This window comes from Paenibacillus terreus, from assembly GCF_042138595.1.
GTDB classification, from domain to species: domain Bacteria; phylum Bacillota; class Bacilli; order Paenibacillales; family Paenibacillaceae; genus Paenibacillus; species Paenibacillus terreus.
In genome coordinates, this window is sequence record NZ_JBHIRX010000001.1 from 675,772 (window position 1) to 693,642 (window position 17,871).

The following is a 17,871-nucleotide window of genomic DNA, read 5'->3' on the forward strand; positions in this document are numbered from 1 at the left end:
AAAAACTACTGGAAAACGAAAAAATATAAAACGAATATAAACTAAGTCTGCGTAAAAGTTACATTTGTAAACTATATTAATATTATTATTTTACATATGTGCATATATATTTTCGCAAAATGTATTGACCCCGTAAGATGTGTTTGGTAAATTGTAAATGCAGAAAGGATACAAAATTTGAAAATGAAAGCCTTTTCTGTTGGCAGGTGCAAACTTCACGGATGATCGGAGGCAATGAAATTGCAAAACTTGATTAGGGTGGCAAAAGGAAAAGAGGGGATCGCCAATATTCGAAGGCAGTCTGTTAAAGAATACCTGAGGAAGCATTATTTCCTCTACCTGCTGCTGACACCGTCTTTGTTGTTGACCCTTATATTCAAGTATGGTCCTATGTATGGGGCCGTTATTGCGTTCAAGGATTTCAGTCCCATTAAAGGCATTGCAGGTAGTGAATGGGTTGGCTTTAAGCATTTTGCGAAATTTTTGTCTTCCCCAAATTTCGAAGTGATTTTTATGAATACGCTTAAATTAAGCTTGTACGGACTCATCCTCAGTTTTCCTGTACCCATCTTGTTGGCCCTCATGCTCAATCAGGTACGCAAGGCGGGAATCAAGAAAAACATCCAATTATTCCTCTATGCCCCGAATTTCATATCTGTTGTGGTCATCGTCGGTATGCTTTTTATCTTTCTGTCGCCGACCGGACCGGTCAATCAATTTATTTCCTGGTTTACTGGAGAGCCCATGATGTTCATGTCACGGCCCGAATATTTCAGGTGGATCTATATTCTATCCGATATTTGGACAGGGGCGGGGTGGTCATCCATTATTTATGTAGCCGCTTTGGCAAATGTAGATCCGGAGCTGCATGATGCGGCGAATTTGGACGGTGCCAACCTGATGCAGCGCATCCGCCACATTGATCTGCCAACCATTCGGCCGATCATGGCCATTGTCTTTATACTTGCGGCGGGCGGAATCATGTCTATCGGTTTTGAGAAAGCATATCTCATGCAGACGGCCATGAATTTGCCGACCTCGGAAATCATCCCGACTTATGTTTACAAGATAGGTCTGCAAGCCGGCGATTACGCCTATTCTTCCGCGGTTGGATTATTCAATGCGGTCATCAATGTTGTGCTGCTCGTAACTGTAAATTTTATCGTCAAAAAGATGAACGAAGGCGAAGGCCTCTATTAAGGAAAGGAGAGAAATACAATGTCCATCAAACACTCCGGGCTGGACCGCTTCCTGCTTGTGCTGAATTCCATTTTTTTGACATTGGCCGTGCTTGTTGTCATTCTTCCGCTGCTGTACATCGTGGTTGCTTCCTTTATGGATCCATCTGTATTGCTAAGCCGGGGGTTGTCGTTCCGTATCTCGGATTGGACTTTGGACGGATATGAGAAAATTCTCTCCAACCCGGCCATGATACGGGGATTTGGAAATTCGATTCTATACTCCATTTCCTTTGCAATGATCACTGTGACAGTTTCCGCCTTTGCCGGATATGCCTTGTCGGATGATCGCCTGAAGGGCAAAGGTTTTTTTATGACTCTGTTTCTGATTACTCTCTTCTTTGGCGGAGGACTTGTCCCCACATACCTCCTGGTCAAAAATCTTGGTTTGATCGACACCGTTTGGGCCGTCATTATTCCCGGAGCCGTAAATGTTTGGAATATCATTTTGTCCCGTACCTTTTTTAAAGGAATTCCCAAGGAATTAAAAGAGGCGGCCGACGTAGACGGTGCTTCCGAAAGCATCATCTTTTTCCGAGTTGTCCTGCCGCTTTCGAAACCGATTATTTTCGTCCTTGCCTTGTATGCTTTTGTGGGCCAATGGAACTCTTATTTTGATGCCATGATTTATTTGGATAATCCGAACCTGCACCCTTTGCAGCTCGTGCTCCGTTCCATTCTCATACAGAATCAGGTGGATCCAAGTATGATCAGTGACCAGCAGGCCATGGCGGAAATGAAGCGTTTGTCAGAGGTTATCAAATACGCAGCGATCGTAGTTTCAAGTATTCCACTGGTTGTGATGTATCCATTCTTTCAAAAGTATTTCGAAAAAGGTGTCATGGTTGGGTCTCTTAAGTAGAAGCCAGGCGCTCCGCAGTTTTCCTGAACATAGTTAGTTACGGGAGGTAAACATGATGAACAAAATGAAAAAAACAGAATTTGTCCGCAAGCCTGTATTTATTTCGCTGCTGGTATCCGTACTTTTGCTCTCCGCCTGCAGCGGCGGAGGAAACGGCGGCTCCGCCAGTGAAAAGCAGGATCCGAACGGGAAAGTAACTCTGAACTTTATAACACAAAGCTCACCGCTTGCCCCTTCGGATCCGAATGAAAAGTTGATTAATAAAAGGCTGGAGGAAAAAACGAACGTCCACATTAATTGGAAAAATTTCACCAAAGACGTATTTGTGGAAAAAAGAAACCTGGCAGTAGCCAGCGGCGACCTTCCGGATGCCATTTTCAATGCTGACTATGGCGATTATGAGCTGCTGAAGCTGGCCAAGGACGGAGCCATTATTCCGCTGAACGATTTGATAGAGCAGTATATGCCGAATTTTAAAAAGGTGCTGGAGGAAGCGCCGGAGTACAGAGCGATGATTACGGCGCCGGATGGCAACATTTATGCTTTTCCCTGGATTGAAGAGCTTGGAACCGGGAAAGAGCGTATCCAGGCCGTTGACGCCGTGCCATGGATCAATGTGGAGTGGTTAAACAAATTGGGGCTCGAGATGCCGAAAACGACCGCGGAATTAAAGCAGGTTCTGATTGCTTTTAAAACGCAGGACCCGAACGGAAACGGCCAGGCGGATGAAATTCCGCTGTCCTTTATCAACAAACCCGGAGCGGAGGATTTGGTTTTCCTGTTCGCATCATTTGGTCTTGGAGAGAATCCCGATCATGCTGTCGTGACGAACGAAGGCAAGGTTGTATTTGCCCCTGCCGACGAGGGATATAAAGAAGCCGTAAAGTTCGTTCATGAGCTTTATAAAGAAGGACTCATTGACGTGGAGGCGTATACACAGGACTGGAGCACCTATCTTGCCAAAGGGAAGGATCAGAAATACGGCCTGTATTTTTCATGGGATAAAAAGAATATTACAGGAGCCAATGACAGCTATGAAGTGATGCCGCCTCTGGCAGGCCCAGACGGAGAAATTAACGTAACCCAGACCAACGCTCTCGGTTTCCATCGCGGCAAAATGGTGATTACCAGCGCCAACCAGAATCTGGAGGCGACGGCGAAATGGGTGGATCAGCTGTATGACCCGCTTCAATCGGTGCAAAACAACTGGGGGACTTACGGGGATGAAAACCAGCCCAACATCTTTGAGTTTGATCAGGGGAAAAACATGCTCAAGCATTTGCCGCTGAACGGAATCGCACCGGTCGAATTGCGGGAAAAAACGAGCATCGGGGGACCGCTGGCGATACTTGACAGCTATTACGGCAAATATACAACCTTGCCGGATGATGCCAAAGAAAAACTGCAGATTGTCAGGGATATTATGGCGCCGTATATGAAGTCAAACCAAATTATGCCCAATGTTTTCAATTCTATTGATGAGCTTGAACGCCTGACCACGATTGAGACGGATTTGTTCGCCTATGTTCTGAGAATGCGGACAGAGTGGTATCAAAACGGGGCGGTTGATCAGCAGTGGGATGAATATCTGCAGGAGCTCGACCGGCTGGGACTTCAGGAATGGCTGGAAATCAAGCAGGCCTCCTATGACAGGGCGATACAAAAATAAGCGGGATACCACCGTGTTAATGGATAAGGAGAGGACAGCATGCCGACGGCTATGAAACAAAATTATAGAGGGGTGTATCATTTTTCCCCCAAAGAAATGTGGATGAATGATCCCAACGGAATGGTTTATTTTGCAGGCGAATATCATCTTTTTTTTCAGCATCATCCGCATGGAATGACGTGGGGACCCATGCACTGGGGCCATGCTGTAAGCAAAGATCTGGTCACCTGGGAAGAGCTTAACATCGCGCTCGTGCCTGATGAGAATGGCATGATTTTTTCGGGAAGCGCGGTAGTTGACTGGCATAATACAACGGGCTTTTTCGATGATGGACCTGGCCTTGTAGCCATATTCACTCATCATCTTGATGCCGTGGGCGAACATCCCGTGCAAACCCAGAGTCTTGCTTACAGCAAGGATAAAGGGAGGAGTTGGATCAAGTATGAAGGAAATCCGGTCCTGAAGCATGATTCTTTTATCGATTTCCGTGATCCCAAGGTGTTCTGGAATGAGACCGCAAGCTGCTGGACCATGATCATAGCATGCGGACAGAAGGTATGCCTGTATCATTCCCCGGATTTAAAGGAATGGACATTGGGCAGCGAATTTGGAACCGGCATAGGTTTTCATGAAGGCGTATGGGAATGTCCCGATTTGTTCCCTCTGCAGGTTAACGGGGATCCGGCGAGGCAAAAATGGGTCATGCTGGTCAGCATCGGCGACAATCCCGCATTTATTGAAGGTTCAAGAACGCAGTATTTTACAGGAGATTTTGACGGCCATACGTTTGTTCCCGACGCTGAATCACGCACGGTACGGTGGCTTGACTGCGGCCGGGACAACTATGCCGGTGTAAGCTGGTCCGATATTCCTTCAGAGGATGGAAGACGCCTGTTTATCGGCTGGATGAGTAACTGGAAGTATGCAAACCTTACCCCGACAGAAGGCTTCCGTGGAGCGATGACTATCCCAAGAGAGCTGCTGTTGGAAGAAAGGGAAGGAAAGGTGACATTGGTGCAAAGACCCGTAAAGGAACTGGAAAAGGCCCGTGTTCCGGTACTTTCCCTTGCGAATGTGTCTATTGAAGAAGCTAATGCAGCCTTGAGCTCTCTGCAGCTTGAGAGTTTTGAACTGAAGGCCGTCGCGGCAGCGGGTACCTCCTTTGCTTTTAAAGTAAGAGCGGGGCAGAATTCGGAAACCGTGGCTGGTGTGGATGCCAAGGAAGGCAAGGTCTATGTCGATCGTACAAGGTCGGGATGCTGTGATTTCCAAGAACATTTCGCAGGAATCCATACAGCCAGCCTGATGGCGGTTAATGAGGAGACCGACATCGATCTTTTTGTGGATCGTGCCTCTATCGAGGTGTTTGCAGCCGGCGGGCAGGCGGTCATTACCGATTTAATCTACCCCGATACGGAATCCACAGGGATATCTGTACATGCAGGGGAGTTGGATATGAAGCTGATCTCGCTGTCGGTGTATGCGTTGGCGCCATCTGCAGTGTCATAATTGTACGGAATTTGAACGGATATGTGAACGCAAAAGAGATTTTGAGTCATATCATTTGGGAGTTGCGGAAAGAAACTTTTTCCATTTCATGTCGTCTAAAGTTGTGGGCAGTGCCTTGACTTTGACATGTAGATGAGGGGAAGAAGCGCTATGCTTAAAAAGCAAATTTTGTTGACTGGGGTATTGTTAATCGGTTTGATTTCTCCATTTTCATCTGTGGAAGAAGCCGATGCTCAATCGGCTGCCGTGGATACGAGCATGTTCCAAACCGGCAACCTGGTGGGAACGAGTGCAAGCCATGCGGATGTCATGTACCAGCCTTTGTTCGCGGCAAGACCGGAGGACCGTGAAAAATTGGCTAAAGTCAGCCGGATCATGAGCACTGTGTGGAGCAAAGGCAAGACATCAGTAAAAGAGGAACTGGATCCCTTTGAATCCTTTTTTGACACAGATATGCGGGTGGAATTGAGGAACGGTCAATGGGTGGGACTTTATCCAGAGAGTGAAAAGAGTGTTGGAATGGTTTACGAAGGGGCGTACAAGACTCTTCAAAATCAAGAGATCCACGATCTGCTGCAAAGCCTGCTCGTTACAGGAGAAAGCATGTCCATAAGCCCGAAAAAAATGAAGATTGATGAAAAGGTGCGTGTGAAAGGCAGTGACGGGACAAGTGAAGCGGGATCCGTTTATGTTTTTCTGGCGCCGGCAGGGGGAGAGTTCTCGTCTCTGGAATCAGCAGATGGCTTAAACTACCCAAACCGGGCATCCTTACTGATTCATCAGGATGAACTCCGGTTCGGACGGTATGATTTCGAGTTTGCCCTTCCAGCCTACGGCAAAGCGGTTGACGGAACGATGAAACCAATTCCTGCGGGGAGCGTTACCATGGCAGTGGATTTTCCAGGTATGACATCCTTCCAACAAGTAACCATTTCACCCGAGCGTCCTGTCTCGATTGCATTAGATGGATCATTGCTTACCGAGCCAGCAGCTCAACCGGTGGTCCACAAAAATACGGTTTATCTTCCAGTCAGAGCTGCTGCCAAGCTGGTTGGGCAGGATTTGCAGTGGGACGGAGCAGCCAGAAGTGTTCTTATTCGTACAAATTCGGCTGCAGCAATGAAAAGAGCGGACGGACAAATCGGCTTATGGATGGATGGCAAGCAATCGGCAGTGCAGCCATTAAATATCAAGAACACCGTTTATATCCCGCTCAGGGTCGCCGCAGAAGCGTTCGGCTTGCAGATCAACTGGAACGCCGCAACCCGGACAGTTGAAATCCGTACCGCTGGGGAACAAGGATAGTCTTATATGTAAAAAAGCCGTTACATGCTCATATGGCAGCTTGTAACGGTTTTTGCGTTCTGATTTTTTTGAAAAAATTTTGATTTTATTTGCAGGGGGAAAGCATTCCCGTTACGTCTAGAGTTAGAAGGCCGCAGGCCTTCGATGCAGGTCTTCGTTCAAGTGTGTGTTCAAAAAGTCAGGTTTTCAGCACCGAGAAGGTTGAATGAAGATAGGGACTGAGGAGCGGAGCGTACTAGGGGTACGTGAGCACCGGAAGGCCCGGCTGAATTCAAGATTCGATGTCGAGTCCGCTTCCTGACTTCCTTCGTGATCAAAAGATGACTTTTTGAACTACCTCTTCAAGAAATTCCGTTCCTGTGGTCATAACGCAGACGGTAAATGTCCTTTACTTCATCGGCAAGATCGCCAAACGGCTCGTACGGGTTGGCCGTAACAATCTTGTGCAGCCGCAGAAAGCGGTCTTCAGGAAGCCTGCGGGCATATCTGTAAATAAATTTGGCATGTGCCACTACATATTTCTTCAGGCGTACGGCAGCACTGGCAACGGAGATCAGGATCTGCTCACCGCCGGGCATGTCCAGAATCCGGTTCTCGTAGAAGGTGACGTAGCGGAGCGTTTTCTCCTTGATCAGCTCGCGCTTGATTTTGGCGATCTCGCCAATATATTCGGCCAGCAGCGGCTCAAAGCTCTTCAGCAGCAGGGCATCCAGGATCAGATCCATATCACGCCGTAACACAAAGGATTGCAGCAGCGCAATCTGCTGCAGCTTCATCCGGTCATCCCTGAGCAATACGCCGACCTCACGCAGCATTTCGTAGCACAACAGCTCATCGGTTTGCCTGCGGGCAACCGCTTCGGCACGGTTTCGGGTCAAGCCTTCCTCAAGATCCTCGAAGCGGTATTTGAAGAGCCGCCGCAGCTGCCGTCTCTGCTCGAAAGGCTTGATCCTGCGTTGTACTGCCCAGAGAAGTAACAGCAGCGCCAAAGAGCCTGCCGCTACGAGCAGCGTTTGCTCTGTCGAGGTGCTGAAATAAATGGCCGCTCCTGCGATCACTATGCCGATGAACAGATCTTTGCCGAAATAGCGGAAGGTTTTGCGGTTAGCCATCTCCTGTACGGGGATGAGCGTGCTTCTTTCGCAGGATGAGCATTGATCCTCCCATAAAGCGGTGAAGCGGCCGCAATGTTTGCAAATGCGCAGCTTCTGAAAGGCGTAACGTGTTCTGACGAACGGACGGAAGCGGACAGGCTGCTTCTGGGTCTTCATGAGTGCTCACTCCTGCGGTTCAAAGCGGCCAGCAGCTCGGTGTCGATATGTTCGAGCGAAGGCGCCTTTTTTCTATGAAAATAGTAGTTTAGCAGCTTGATCATGACAAAAAGAAACAAAACGGCAAGACATCCGTAAGAGATCATATGCATTCCTTTCCATGAAATGGTGTCAGTTTTTTCATAATTTGCGGCATTGATTGCGCTATAATTATATCACTGCTGCTGTTTAATGGTAAAATGCCGGCATGTTTACAGAAGGCTATCCGACAGAGGGAGGGTACTTTTCAGCTAATTTTCATATTCATTTCATCAAAATTTAAGAGAAGCATAGTACAACTATAGAACTATGGGTAAAGGGGTACAGAGATGAGAAGTCGATTCAGGCATATAACATGCAGAATATTGTCGCTGATCATGCTCGCGGCGGCTGTGGCAGGAGTGCTGCCCTTAAAGGCTGACGCGGCAAGCTCTGTTTCACAGGTGGATGCGGTGCTCGTGGTTGATGTCAGCAATTCCATGAATACGAGCGATCCCGACAAAATCGGCAATGAAGCCATGAAAATGTTCATAGACATGCTGTCCCAACAGGACAATAAGGTAGGAATTGTAGCCTATACGGATGTCATCCAGCGGGAGAAGGCTTTGCTGACCGTAAAATCTCAGGAAGACAAGGCCGGGCTGAAGGAATTTATTGACGGCTTGAACCGGGGTGCATATACGGATACCTCCGTCGGGATTAAAGAAGCGGTCAATCTGCTGCAGGACGGGGCGGAAGCCGGGCATGCTCCCATGATTGTGATGCTGGCTGACGGCAATAACGATTTGAATGAAAAAACAGGGCGCACCGAAGCGGATTCACAGCAGGATATGCAGCAGGCGGTCGCGGAGGCGAAGCAGAACGGCATCCCGATCTATACGATCGGCCTCAATGCCGACGGCAAGCTCAACAAGGAGTCACTGGCGAGCATCGCCAAGGAGACGGGCGGCAAGTCCTTCATCACCAGCAACGCGGACGATTTGCCCGGGATATTGAGCGAGATTTTCGCCAGCAATCTGGACCTGAATGTCGTTCCGCTTAAGTCCATGACCGGGAACGGGCAGTACCAGGACGTAACCGTGAACGTACCGAATGAAAATGTGCTGGAAGCCAATATTTCCATCATGTCCTCGAAACCTGTCGATGCGCGGCTTGTAGATCCAGAGGGCAAGATACGACAAATTCCTGCAAATGATATTTTGCTCTCGAAGTCAAAAAGCTACTCGCTCATCAAAATGCTGAAGCCGCAGGCCGGGGACTGGAAGCTGCAAATTAAGGGTGTCAGCCAGGACAAGATCGATATCAACCTGGTATTCAACTACGATCTGGGCCTTACCATGAATCAGATTCCCGATCAGGACTACGGGAAGGGCGACAGCATCAACATCAATGCCTACCTGACAAGCGGGGGGCAGCAACTGCAGGACAGCTTGCTTTATGAAGGCATGAACGCGGTGCTGAACATTACGGATCTGGATACAGGCAAGACGGACAAAATGGAGCTGGACAATCAGAACGGTTCCTTCAGCGGCACCTTCAAAATTCCGGAGGATCACAATTATGAATTAAAGGTAAGGGCAGAGGACGCAAGCTTCTTCCGTGAAACCGATCCGGTAACCATCCGGGCGGGGGCGGCAGCATCTGGCAGCTCGTCTGCATCGGCCGGAGCGGGTAACAGCAAGGCTGGGTTATGGCTTCCGGCAGTCCTGATGGGAATTATTGTTCTTATACTGTTAGCTGCGGCGTTTCTCATCTGGAAGTATTTCAAGAAAGCGACCAGAGGTTTTGTGGGACAAATGGTCGTGGAGGTAAGGGATGAAAATACGGGCGAGAAATCGTACCCGCAGTACAGGAAGCTGAACGGCTTCCGCGGCAAATTCAACCTGCATCAGCTGCTGCAGCTGGCTCCCGAATTCACCGGAACGGAGAAGATTGTGTTTACTCCAGGCAGCGGCGACCGTTTGACAGTGCGCAGCACGGGCGATCTGACGGTGGAGAAATCAGGCAGAGCCATCGATGCATCGCGCGGAGTCGAGCTGAAGAACGGCGACAGACTGACGATTGCCCTCGGCAGCGCAGGCAAAACGATTTTGCTTGAGTATTTGTCGGTCAACAGCTGATAAATCCATCTTTATAAAAAAATTGATCCAAGCATTTATTATGTTCAGGGGGTAAAAGGATGAAACCAGTAGTTAGAGAGCATATCCAGCAGCTGGACGTATCGCTCGGCGGCGGTATCGTCAGTGAGAAGATCAGGGTGAACACGATCGACAATCCGATTTTGATCATCGGTCTGGGCGGCACGGGCATTGATGCCCTGCTGCGCCTGAAATACCAGATCAACCGCCGTTTCAAGCTGCCGGAGGATCCGGTATCCAAGAAAAAGTCCGACAAGCCGGACAATGTCGAATTTCTCGCTTTTGAAACCAATGAGCAGGACCGGAACAAAAAGTACAAGGGCATCGGCCTTGATCCGATTAATGAATTCGTACTGTTATCCAATGCGGAGATCGGCGGTCTGCTGCAAAACCGCAGCATTCTCGAGCCGTACATAACAGAGTGGCTGTCGCCGGAGCTGAGCATTACCGACGGCATGAACGGCGCTGCCGGCGTGCGCCAGGCCGGACGGCTGCTGCTGTTCACCAAGATCAATCAGGTCGTGCAGAGCATCGACAAGAAGATCAAAACACTGTCTGTCGGCACGAACAAAAAGCTGATGGTGTTTCTACTCTCCGGTCTGTCCGGGGGAACGGGCAGCGGCTCGTTCCTGGATATTTCATACATCGTAAGAGGCATTATTGAACGGGATTACGGCTCCGCAGGCATCGACCGGGTGAATATTCTCGGTTATTTGTTCACGCCGGATGTCAATCTGGCGAACAAGAGCCTGAGCGAGCATACCCGCGAATATATCAAGAAGAACGGATACGCCGCCTTGAAAGAGCTTGACTACTGGATGAACGTGGACAGCCGCGGCGAACGGTTCAGGCAGCAGTATGGAAATATTTTGACGGTGAACTCGCCTTTGCCGCCATTTAATCTCTGTCACCTGATCTCGGCCACGAATACGGAAGGCAAGCTGCTGGAGAACGCCTATGATTACTGCATGAACGTGACGGCGGAAAATATTACGAACTTCATGGCCAGCGAGGAAAAACAGTCCGGCGAAGAGTTCGCCATCCATGACTATATCAGCAATATCCGCACCAACATCGCGCAGATGAACCGGGCGTATCCGGCCAACTATGAATACAACATCATCGGCGCTTCGTCCGCTGTCCTGCCGGTGGAGGAAATGACGACATATCTCGCTTACCGTCTGTTCGGCAAGATGGAGAAAATGTTCGAGAAAGCCCCGGGCCAGGAGGAAGTGGAGAAATTTGCGCGTAAGCTGGGCGTGGATCTCGACAGCATGGTCAAAAATTTCGAGTCCCGTGTTCCCGAGCCGCTTCCCGGCTATGAGAACAGCGAGCGGCTCAGCTATAGCAATGTGATCAAAATGCAGGTCGTCAATATGGACACCGAGCTGGAGCAAACCTTCCTGACCCGTGCCCGCGAGGAATACATCAAGGCGAAGAAGCAGCTGCCAGGCGAAATTGTGGGCCAGTTCACGGATCAAATCCGCCGCATGTTCCTGCATCCGGAGCAAGGGCCGTTTTATGTGTCCCGGCTTATTTATACGGAGAAAGGCTTCTGTCTTCTGAAAATGCTGCTGTCCTACATTGAGACGCTGCGCGAGAGCCTGCACCGGATTCCGCGCGATATCGAGACCGCGCGCGAGCAGGCCGAGGACAAAATGGGTGACGCCAAGAGCGCCTTTGTCTCCAAGGACAAGAAGAAGAATGCTTATATTGAAGCCAAAATCAATGAATATTGGCTGCGCGCCGATGTGGAGCGCACGGAGCAGCTGATCGAATTTTACGAGGATTTGTACGATCTGCTGAATCAGGAGAACAGCCGCATTTATAATGTATATTCCGAGATTCTGAATGCCCTGAGCGCGATCTTCTCCAAGAACGGGGACATCCTCATTAACGGGGAGGAGCAGACCGACCATCGGGGCAACAAAACCTACTACTGGAATTTGGTCAGTGTGCCGGATATCGCGGCAGTGGTGTCCAAGATGATGGAGAAACGCGACGGGGACGATTTGATCCGCGATTTCACCCAGGAGCTGCTTACACATTCCAATCAGTGGGTCAAAGAGCAGGAAATTGACATCGTCAGCTCCATTTCCGATTTTTTGACCGAAAAATTCGGCGATCTCATCACTCGCTCCATGGAAGACTTCCTGGTGATGAAATACGGCCAGGACGAAGCGGTGGAGAAGTTTGTGGAGCGCCATATCGCCAGCCGTCTTGATGAAGACGCCGTTCCGGTCTTCCATCTGAGCAACAGCTCCGGCAATTTGTATTTCCCTTCCTGGGGTTTTGTATCCGTTCCGGTGCAGGCGCCGGGCATCCTGAAGGGAATCCGCAATTATCAGAATAATGCGGTCGGCAAGTCCCATTTTACAATCAAGGAGAGTGAGGTCAAGAACCGCATCTTCTGGCTGAATACACGCAACGGGGTGCCACTGTTCGTATATACGCCGCTCAAGGTGTATGAAGAAAGCTATGAAAAAACGATTCTCGACCGCGAAGGCATCGGACGCCACCTCGTGCAAACAGCCCAGAACAACTGGACGTTTCTGCCGTCCCCGATTCCGGAAAAATCGTGGGGGGACACTTACGTTAACCCGCGTGTCCGGCAGCACAATGCGCGTGTACGGGAGGAGTTTGCCCGTGCATCTGCGGCAGGCATCATCCGTTTGAAAGGGGACGACAAGAACACAAGCAGTCGTTATGAAGTGGCGAAGACACGCCCGCTGGACCTGAATGCCATACTTGCCCCTTATGATATGCGCCTTCAGGAATCGAAACCGAACCTTGGCGAAGTGAAGCGCGCGTTGGATTCCCTGAAGAGGCTGCTGTCCGAAGGGCTTGAGACCGAATACGTAAAGGACATCTTTGGCAGCATCAATGAAGAGCTGGCACAGGAGAATCTGATTCGTTCACCTGAGCTGTCACGTGTTGTACGCGATGAATTGGCGAAGCGCGAAAGCATCCAGGCAAAAGTGGCGGAACTGGGCGCCGTGCTGGACAAATTCCAGGACGAGGAGAAATGGCTGGACCAGTTCATCGAGGCATTGTATACGGGCACTATCACCAAAAAAGGAGCGCTGTATGTGTATGACCGCGATCCGGAAGAGGATGCCTGGGAGCCGTTTGCCAATGTGCTGAAAAGCCGCAGTTATGTGGAGTATGAGGTGTTTGGCAATTTCCGCGCTTTGGATGAAAAACACCGAGCTGTGCTTTTGCGCAAAGCTTCGCGCCGCGATGCCGATATGACTTCCTCGGAGGATATCACGCCTCTCCTGGCAAAGCTCGACGAATTGGCTGCCGCATTTACAGAAGGGCGCGACCAGCTGCAGTATGAGCGGATAGAGCTCGCAAACGGCGAGGAGCTGTACGCCTTCTATAGAGAAATGGCGGGCAAGCTTAACGATATCCGCAGAAGGCTGAAGTAGGCCATGAGAGAGAAGCTGAACCAGTTTGCGGAGGATTATGCCCGTGCGGAAGAGCAGCTGATCGGCAGTGGGGATGGGCGCAGCAGCATCCATTACCCCGCTGTGTTTCTCTTTGTCGGGGACCGATGCGGCCCGGCCCTGAAGACGGTGATGGAAATCAACAGCCGCAAATGGGATAACAGCGCTGGGGTTGCCTATATCCATGTGGCTGCGAAGGCTGAAGCACTGCATTCCACCGGCGGGGTGCTCGGACATGTGATCCCGCCGCTTGACGGACTGGATGACAAGTCGGAGAGAAGCGGGTTATACCGCGCCTTTTACAGCAATGAGGAGCAGCTTATACGGCTGAATGCCGTACTGCGGCAGGCCGCCCGTCAGCTGGCGGAATACGGGAGGCTTTATTCTTCCTTTGAACGGGTGCACCTGTCCGTCATCACCTGCGCGGATGATCCGCTGAACACCGTAGTTGCCGAAGTCACGCTGCTGGCGGATTACATTCTGGGCCAATCCTTCAAGTCGGTGCAGACGGATTTATATGCTTTGGTGAAGGAGAGCCCTGAAGAGCAGTTCGGTTACAGCAGCGCCATCAATGTGGCGTTCCTGCGTGAGCTGGAATGGATGCAGAGTCCCGGGTTTACGTTCTCCGCTCCCCTGCACTTGACGGAGGAGCGACTCGCGATTCAGGTGCAGCATGCGCCGGCTCCGCTGTTCGATCTGGTCTACCTGCTTTCGGACAAAAATGAGCGCGGCATGATCGTTCCCGATGAGCTGCGTCAGAACTGTGAAATGATTTGCCACATCCAGCTGCTCAAGAACCGCAGCAGGACAGCGGAAGAATACAGGCCGCAGGACGGCGGGTACAACAATACATCGTTCAAGAACAACATCATGACCGCCTCTGGCCGGGCCGGATATGTGTCGGCAGGCTTTTCGCGGGTGAAGAGGCCCAATGAATCCATTGCCCTGACGGTGTTGTATCATTTCTACATGCAGCTGCTGGAGCGCATGAAGAGCGGCCGGGACTGGAGCATTCGCGACAAGCTGGCCTATTTCGGCCTTGATGCCCCGGACCGGGCGGAGCTGCTCGACAGTCTGGTGCCGGAGCCGTCGGCGATCAGGGATATGACGGGCCTGATGACTTCCGGAATCGGCTACGGTGCTCTGAAGAGAATGACGCTGCAGGAGGCGGAGGAAGCGCTGTTCGGCGAGGGCTGCCGCATGTTCTTCAGGCAAAACTTTGAGGAGTCCGCTGCCGCCCGGCTTCGTTCCTTTGATGCGGAGGAGTGGCTGCGCAGCCGGGTGTCTCTTGCCCTTGCGGGAACGGAGGCGGGCATTTACGAGCTGCTGGAATGGACGGATGAGCAGGCTGCAGGCAGTGTGCTCGGCGCGGTGAGGAATCTGGTCCGCGATACAGCGAACGATCTCGCCGTCAGCAGTGCGGAGCTGGAAGCTCTGTATGCCGCCTCCGTCGAGGATCAGCCCTTTCAGCGGCTGCCGCTGATGGATAAGCATAATACGCGGAACCTGATCCGCTATTTGACAGAGACAGTCTACAGCCTCAAGCTGCATATGCTGCGGCTTCATACAGAGCTGGAAGCCCTCCGCCGCTGCGAGGCTGCGCTGGAGCGGCTGCACAGGCAGACGAAAGCGCTAGCCGTACAGCTGGAGCAGGTAAAGTTGGAGCTGCGGACGGCTGCCGAGGACAGCATTCGTCTGGCAGATCAATATACCGGCCAGAATCTGTTCGAGTATTATGAACATGTGACTGCAGAGATGATGACAGAAATCGAAAATAAGCGGGGCAAGCAGGTGTTTTTCGAGGAACGGTTTATGGGTTCATCCGCGGAGCTGCTGGGCAGAGGACCGGATGGGCTGGTGGACAGACTGATCCTGACCTGCCGCAGCCTGATCCTGAGCGGGGAGCCTTTCAAGCAGACGTTCGAGGAAGAACTTCTGCGGCGCGCCAACGTCGCCTCGGATTATGACAACCGCCAAATTGTGCCTCAGGATGAGCTGTTTAAACGCTTGTACCGCACGCTTGAAGAGAATGCAGTGATCAGTGTGAGACTTCTTGACTACACGCATGAACACAGATACGAAGAAAGATATTTTTTCGGTGATTATGAAGGCGAATTTCTGCCTTACGCCCTGGGCGCGGATGACTCATCCCGCCTCTACAAGACAGGCTTCGTGCATGAAAAGCGCAGCAGCGGGGTGGAGAAGCTGCAGTTGATGGGCGGTTTTCATATGGAGGATTTGATGGTGTACAGGAACGGAAAGACGTATTACGAGACGTACTCCGCGAATGGATACGAGCTGCACGGGATCGCTGCGGAGCGGCTGCCTGAATTACGCTAAGCAGGCACGAAGCTTGATCTAATAGAGGTAGTTCAAAAAATCATCTTTTTGATCACGATTTTTTGAACACTCACTAATTGAAAAGGGGTAAGGGGTTAAGATGCAGAGAAAAATAAATCTTCTTATGCTGCTGTTCAGTCTGATCGGGGGAGCGGCGGGGTTTCTGATCGGTGAAATTATTCTGCTGCGCTTTCTAAACGAGTGGCCGCATTGGTTGGTCATCGGTGTGTATTTCGGAATCATGGCATTCTGTATCGGGTTGTTCTGTCTCATCGCCGAGCTGATCAGCCCGAAGCTGAACGGGATGTCCTGGAAGCAGCGTTATGCGGGCCTGTCGTGGAAGCTGCTGGTGCCTGCCACGCTCGTTCTGCTTTTTGCGGCAGGATCACTGCTGGAGTTGGGGTATCAAATCAATCCTGCGGGAGCCAAAAAGGTGAACGATCTGGTTCTCGTCATCGACAACTCGGGCAGCATGGCACAAAATGATCCAAACAATGACCGGATTGCTGCGGCCAAAAATATGATCGGCCAAATGGACAAGGACAAGCGGGTTGCTGTCATCCTGTTTGGCGACGAGCCGCAGGTGCTGCAGCCGTTCACTCCGGTCGGGACGGATGCCGAAAAGCAGGCCGTCTATGACAAGCTGGACCACATTCCAAGCACGGATTCGGGGACCAATATCGATCTGGCCTTGAGTGAGACGCTGCGCCAGATCGAAGCCCAAGGGGAAAGCGACAATGGCGCCATGGTCATCCTGCTGTCAGATGGCTACAGCGAGCTGAATACGGGCAGCGCTCTTGCTCCTTATATGGAGCGGAATATCGCGGTCAATACCGTGGGCCTCAGCATGACGGATGCCGGCGGGGTCGGACTGCTGCGGACGATTGCACAGATGACCGGCGGCACCTACTATGATGTAACGGATGCAGGCCAGCTTTCGCTCGTATTCGGTGAGATTTACAACAGTCTTGGGGACCGGACGCTGCTAACGGAGCGTACAGGTATGTACGCGGACAGCACCTATCTGGCCATCTACCGTACAGTGGCCTTGGTTATAATCGGAGCATTGATCGGGCTTGCGCTTGGACTCATGTTCGACAATCGTTATTTGGCGCGGAATTTTGCCATTGGCGGCATCCCGGCAGGGCTGCTGGCAGGCCTGCTGCTGGAGAAAGGACTTCATGGCTCCATCTGGCTGGACCCCATCGTCAGGCTGCTTGCGGCGCTGCTGCTGGCAGGCATTATCGCCCTCTTTTCCTTTGTGCTGCCGATTCGCGATCATGGCAGATCATCCGGCGGTACCGGCCGCGGAGTGTCAACCCGCCCGGGCAGAGGCGGGGAAGGGTTCGACCATGCGCGCCGCAACAGCAGCAGCAAAGGATTTTAGGGACGGAAACGGGGGCATATAAACAATGCAGTATAGAGAAGCTCAGCCAGGTATGCCTGCCATATCCGAGCTGTCCTGCAGGCTGGTTGACAACCAAGTGGTGCTCCGCTGGCGCTGGCCTGAAGGTGTGCAGGCGGTATACATTGAAAAGCGGGACGCAGAAACGGCGGACAGCTCTCCTCCTTCGTTGGAAGGGGGGCTGAAGCTGTTTACCCGAGAAGAGTATAAGGCGGCGGGCAGCTACCGGGACCGAATTGAAGGCATTGGCCGTCTTCGTTATACGGTATACGCGAGCATTACAGAAGACGGGCAGGTGCTGCTTGTTCGGCAGAGCGACGGCCGCAACAGCGCGGAAATCAGTACAGGCAAAGCCAGGATTCGTTACACGGTGGATCACAAGAAGGGCCTGTTCAGCCGCCGCAAGACGGTGCGGATCACTGTCACCGCCGAAATTCCCGTTCCCCAGGAAGCGCTCTGCTACGTGAAGAAGGAGGGAGGGTATCCGCTCGACAAGGAGGACGGGACCGTATACCCGTTCACGAGACCATTTGCGGCCGGCAGAAATGTGCTGCCGCCCATTGAGGTGGGGACCAGCGAATATGTGCGTGTTTTTTTCACTGACGGCCGCAAGTATGGGAGCACGTTCGAGCTGATTCCTGAATGA

Annotated in this window: 12 protein-coding genes; 10 read left to right on the plus strand and 2 right to left on the minus strand. The window is 51.4% G+C overall.

Features of this window, described 5'->3' with window-relative positions; genetic code table 11:
* The first annotated feature begins 234 nt into the window (after positions 1-234).
* The 5 genes from ACE5KN_RS03115 (at position 235) to ACE5KN_RS03135 (ending at position 6,583) form a co-directional block, all read left to right on the plus strand.
* Positions 235-1,200, plus strand: coding sequence for an ABC transporter permease (locus ACE5KN_RS03115; RefSeq protein ID WP_375533031.1), 966 nt, complete (start codon positions 235-237; stop codon positions 1,198-1,200).
* An 18-nt stretch (positions 1,201-1,218) separates the two neighbouring features.
* Entirely contained in the window at positions 1,219-2,100 is an 882-nt protein-coding gene (locus tag ACE5KN_RS03120; RefSeq protein WP_375527670.1) for a carbohydrate ABC transporter permease, read from the plus strand.
* Positions 2,101-2,164: 64 nt separating this feature from the next.
* Positions 2,165-3,769, plus strand: coding sequence for an ABC transporter substrate-binding protein (locus tag ACE5KN_RS03125; protein WP_375527718.1), 1,605 nt, complete (start codon positions 2,165-2,167; stop codon positions 3,767-3,769).
* Between the two features lie 39 nt (positions 3,770-3,808).
* Positions 3,809-5,278, plus strand: coding sequence for a glycoside hydrolase family 32 protein (locus ACE5KN_RS03130; protein ID WP_375527669.1), 1,470 nt, complete (start codon positions 3,809-3,811; stop codon positions 5,276-5,278).
* Between the two features lie 150 nt (positions 5,279-5,428).
* Positions 5,429-6,583 carry a copper amine oxidase N-terminal domain-containing protein gene (locus ACE5KN_RS03135; protein ID WP_375527668.1) on the plus strand — a complete coding sequence of 385 codons (1,155 nt, stop codon included), beginning with the start codon at positions 5,429-5,431 and terminating at the stop codon, positions 6,581-6,583.
* Positions 6,584-6,924: 341 nt separating this feature from the next.
* Here ACE5KN_RS03135 and ACE5KN_RS03140 read toward each other — a convergent pair whose 3' ends face one another.
* Together ACE5KN_RS03140 and ACE5KN_RS03145 are read right to left on the minus strand one after the other, a co-directional pair.
* Entirely contained in the window at positions 6,925-7,854 is a 930-nt protein-coding gene (locus ACE5KN_RS03140) for a hypothetical protein (RefSeq protein ID WP_375525132.1), read from the minus strand.
* Positions 7,851-8,006 (minus strand): hypothetical protein, encoded by a 156-nt coding sequence (locus ACE5KN_RS03145; RefSeq protein WP_375533045.1) that lies wholly within the window; start codon positions 8,004-8,006, stop codon positions 7,851-7,853. The genes ACE5KN_RS03140 and ACE5KN_RS03145 overlap by 4 nt, the downstream gene beginning before the upstream one ends.
* Before the next feature lie 216 nt (positions 8,007-8,222).
* Between ACE5KN_RS03145 and ACE5KN_RS03150 the strand changes: the two genes are divergently transcribed.
* From ACE5KN_RS03150 to ACE5KN_RS03170, 5 genes are all read left to right on the plus strand, one after another.
* Positions 8,223-10,013, plus strand: a complete 1,791-nt coding sequence (locus ACE5KN_RS03150; protein WP_375525134.1) for a VWA domain-containing protein — start codon at positions 8,223-8,225, stop codon at positions 10,011-10,013.
* A 59-nt stretch (positions 10,014-10,072) separates the two neighbouring features.
* Positions 10,073-13,462 (plus strand): tubulin-like doman-containing protein, encoded by a 3,390-nt coding sequence (locus ACE5KN_RS03155; RefSeq protein ID WP_375525135.1) that lies wholly within the window; start codon positions 10,073-10,075, stop codon positions 13,460-13,462.
* Between the two features lie 3 nt (positions 13,463-13,465).
* Positions 13,466-15,820, plus strand: a complete 2,355-nt coding sequence (locus ACE5KN_RS03160) for a transcription initiation factor TFIID (protein ID WP_375525136.1) — start codon at positions 13,466-13,468, stop codon at positions 15,818-15,820.
* 100 nt (positions 15,821-15,920) lie between these two features.
* The gene (locus ACE5KN_RS03165) at positions 15,921-17,207 is read left to right on the plus strand and encodes a vWA domain-containing protein (RefSeq protein WP_375525137.1); all 1,287 of its coding nucleotides are present in this window, start codon (positions 15,921-15,923) and stop codon (positions 17,205-17,207) included.
* Between the two features lie 25 nt (positions 17,208-17,232).
* The gene (locus ACE5KN_RS03170) at positions 17,233-17,871 is read left to right on the plus strand and encodes a beta-mannanase (RefSeq protein WP_375525138.1); all 639 of its coding nucleotides are present in this window, start codon (positions 17,233-17,235) and stop codon (positions 17,869-17,871) included.

Bases quoted from the DNA above. Each gene is read 5' to 3' on its own strand.
- ACE5KN_RS03150 (WP_375525134.1), top strand. From the start codon at position 8,223: ATGAGAAGTCGATTCAGGCATATAACATGCAGAATATTGTCGCTGATC.
- ACE5KN_RS03125 (WP_375527718.1), top strand. From the start codon at position 2,165: ATGAAAAAAACAGAATTTGTCCGCAAGCCTGTATTTATTTCGCTGCTG.
- ACE5KN_RS03170 (WP_375525138.1), top strand. From the start codon at position 17,233: ATGCAGTATAGAGAAGCTCAGCCAGGTATGCCTGCCATATCCGAGCTG.
- ACE5KN_RS03145 (WP_375533045.1), bottom strand. From the start codon at position 8,006: ATGCATATGATCTCTTACGGATGTCTTGCCGTTTTGTTTCTTTTTGTC.
- ACE5KN_RS03160 (WP_375525136.1), top strand. From the start codon at position 13,466: ATGAGAGAGAAGCTGAACCAGTTTGCGGAGGATTATGCCCGTGCGGAA.
- ACE5KN_RS03135 (WP_375527668.1), top strand. From the start codon at position 5,429: ATGCTTAAAAAGCAAATTTTGTTGACTGGGGTATTGTTAATCGGTTTG.
- ACE5KN_RS03130 (WP_375527669.1), top strand. From the start codon at position 3,809: ATGCCGACGGCTATGAAACAAAATTATAGAGGGGTGTATCATTTTTCC.
- ACE5KN_RS03155 (WP_375525135.1), top strand. From the start codon at position 10,073: ATGAAACCAGTAGTTAGAGAGCATATCCAGCAGCTGGACGTATCGCTC.
- ACE5KN_RS03120 (WP_375527670.1), top strand. From the start codon at position 1,219: ATGTCCATCAAACACTCCGGGCTGGACCGCTTCCTGCTTGTGCTGAAT.
- ACE5KN_RS03165 (WP_375525137.1), top strand. From the start codon at position 15,921: ATGCAGAGAAAAATAAATCTTCTTATGCTGCTGTTCAGTCTGATCGGG.
- ACE5KN_RS03115 (WP_375533031.1), top strand. From the start codon at position 235: ATGAAATTGCAAAACTTGATTAGGGTGGCAAAAGGAAAAGAGGGGATC.
- ACE5KN_RS03140 (WP_375525132.1), bottom strand. From the start codon at position 7,854: ATGAAGACCCAGAAGCAGCCTGTCCGCTTCCGTCCGTTCGTCAGAACA.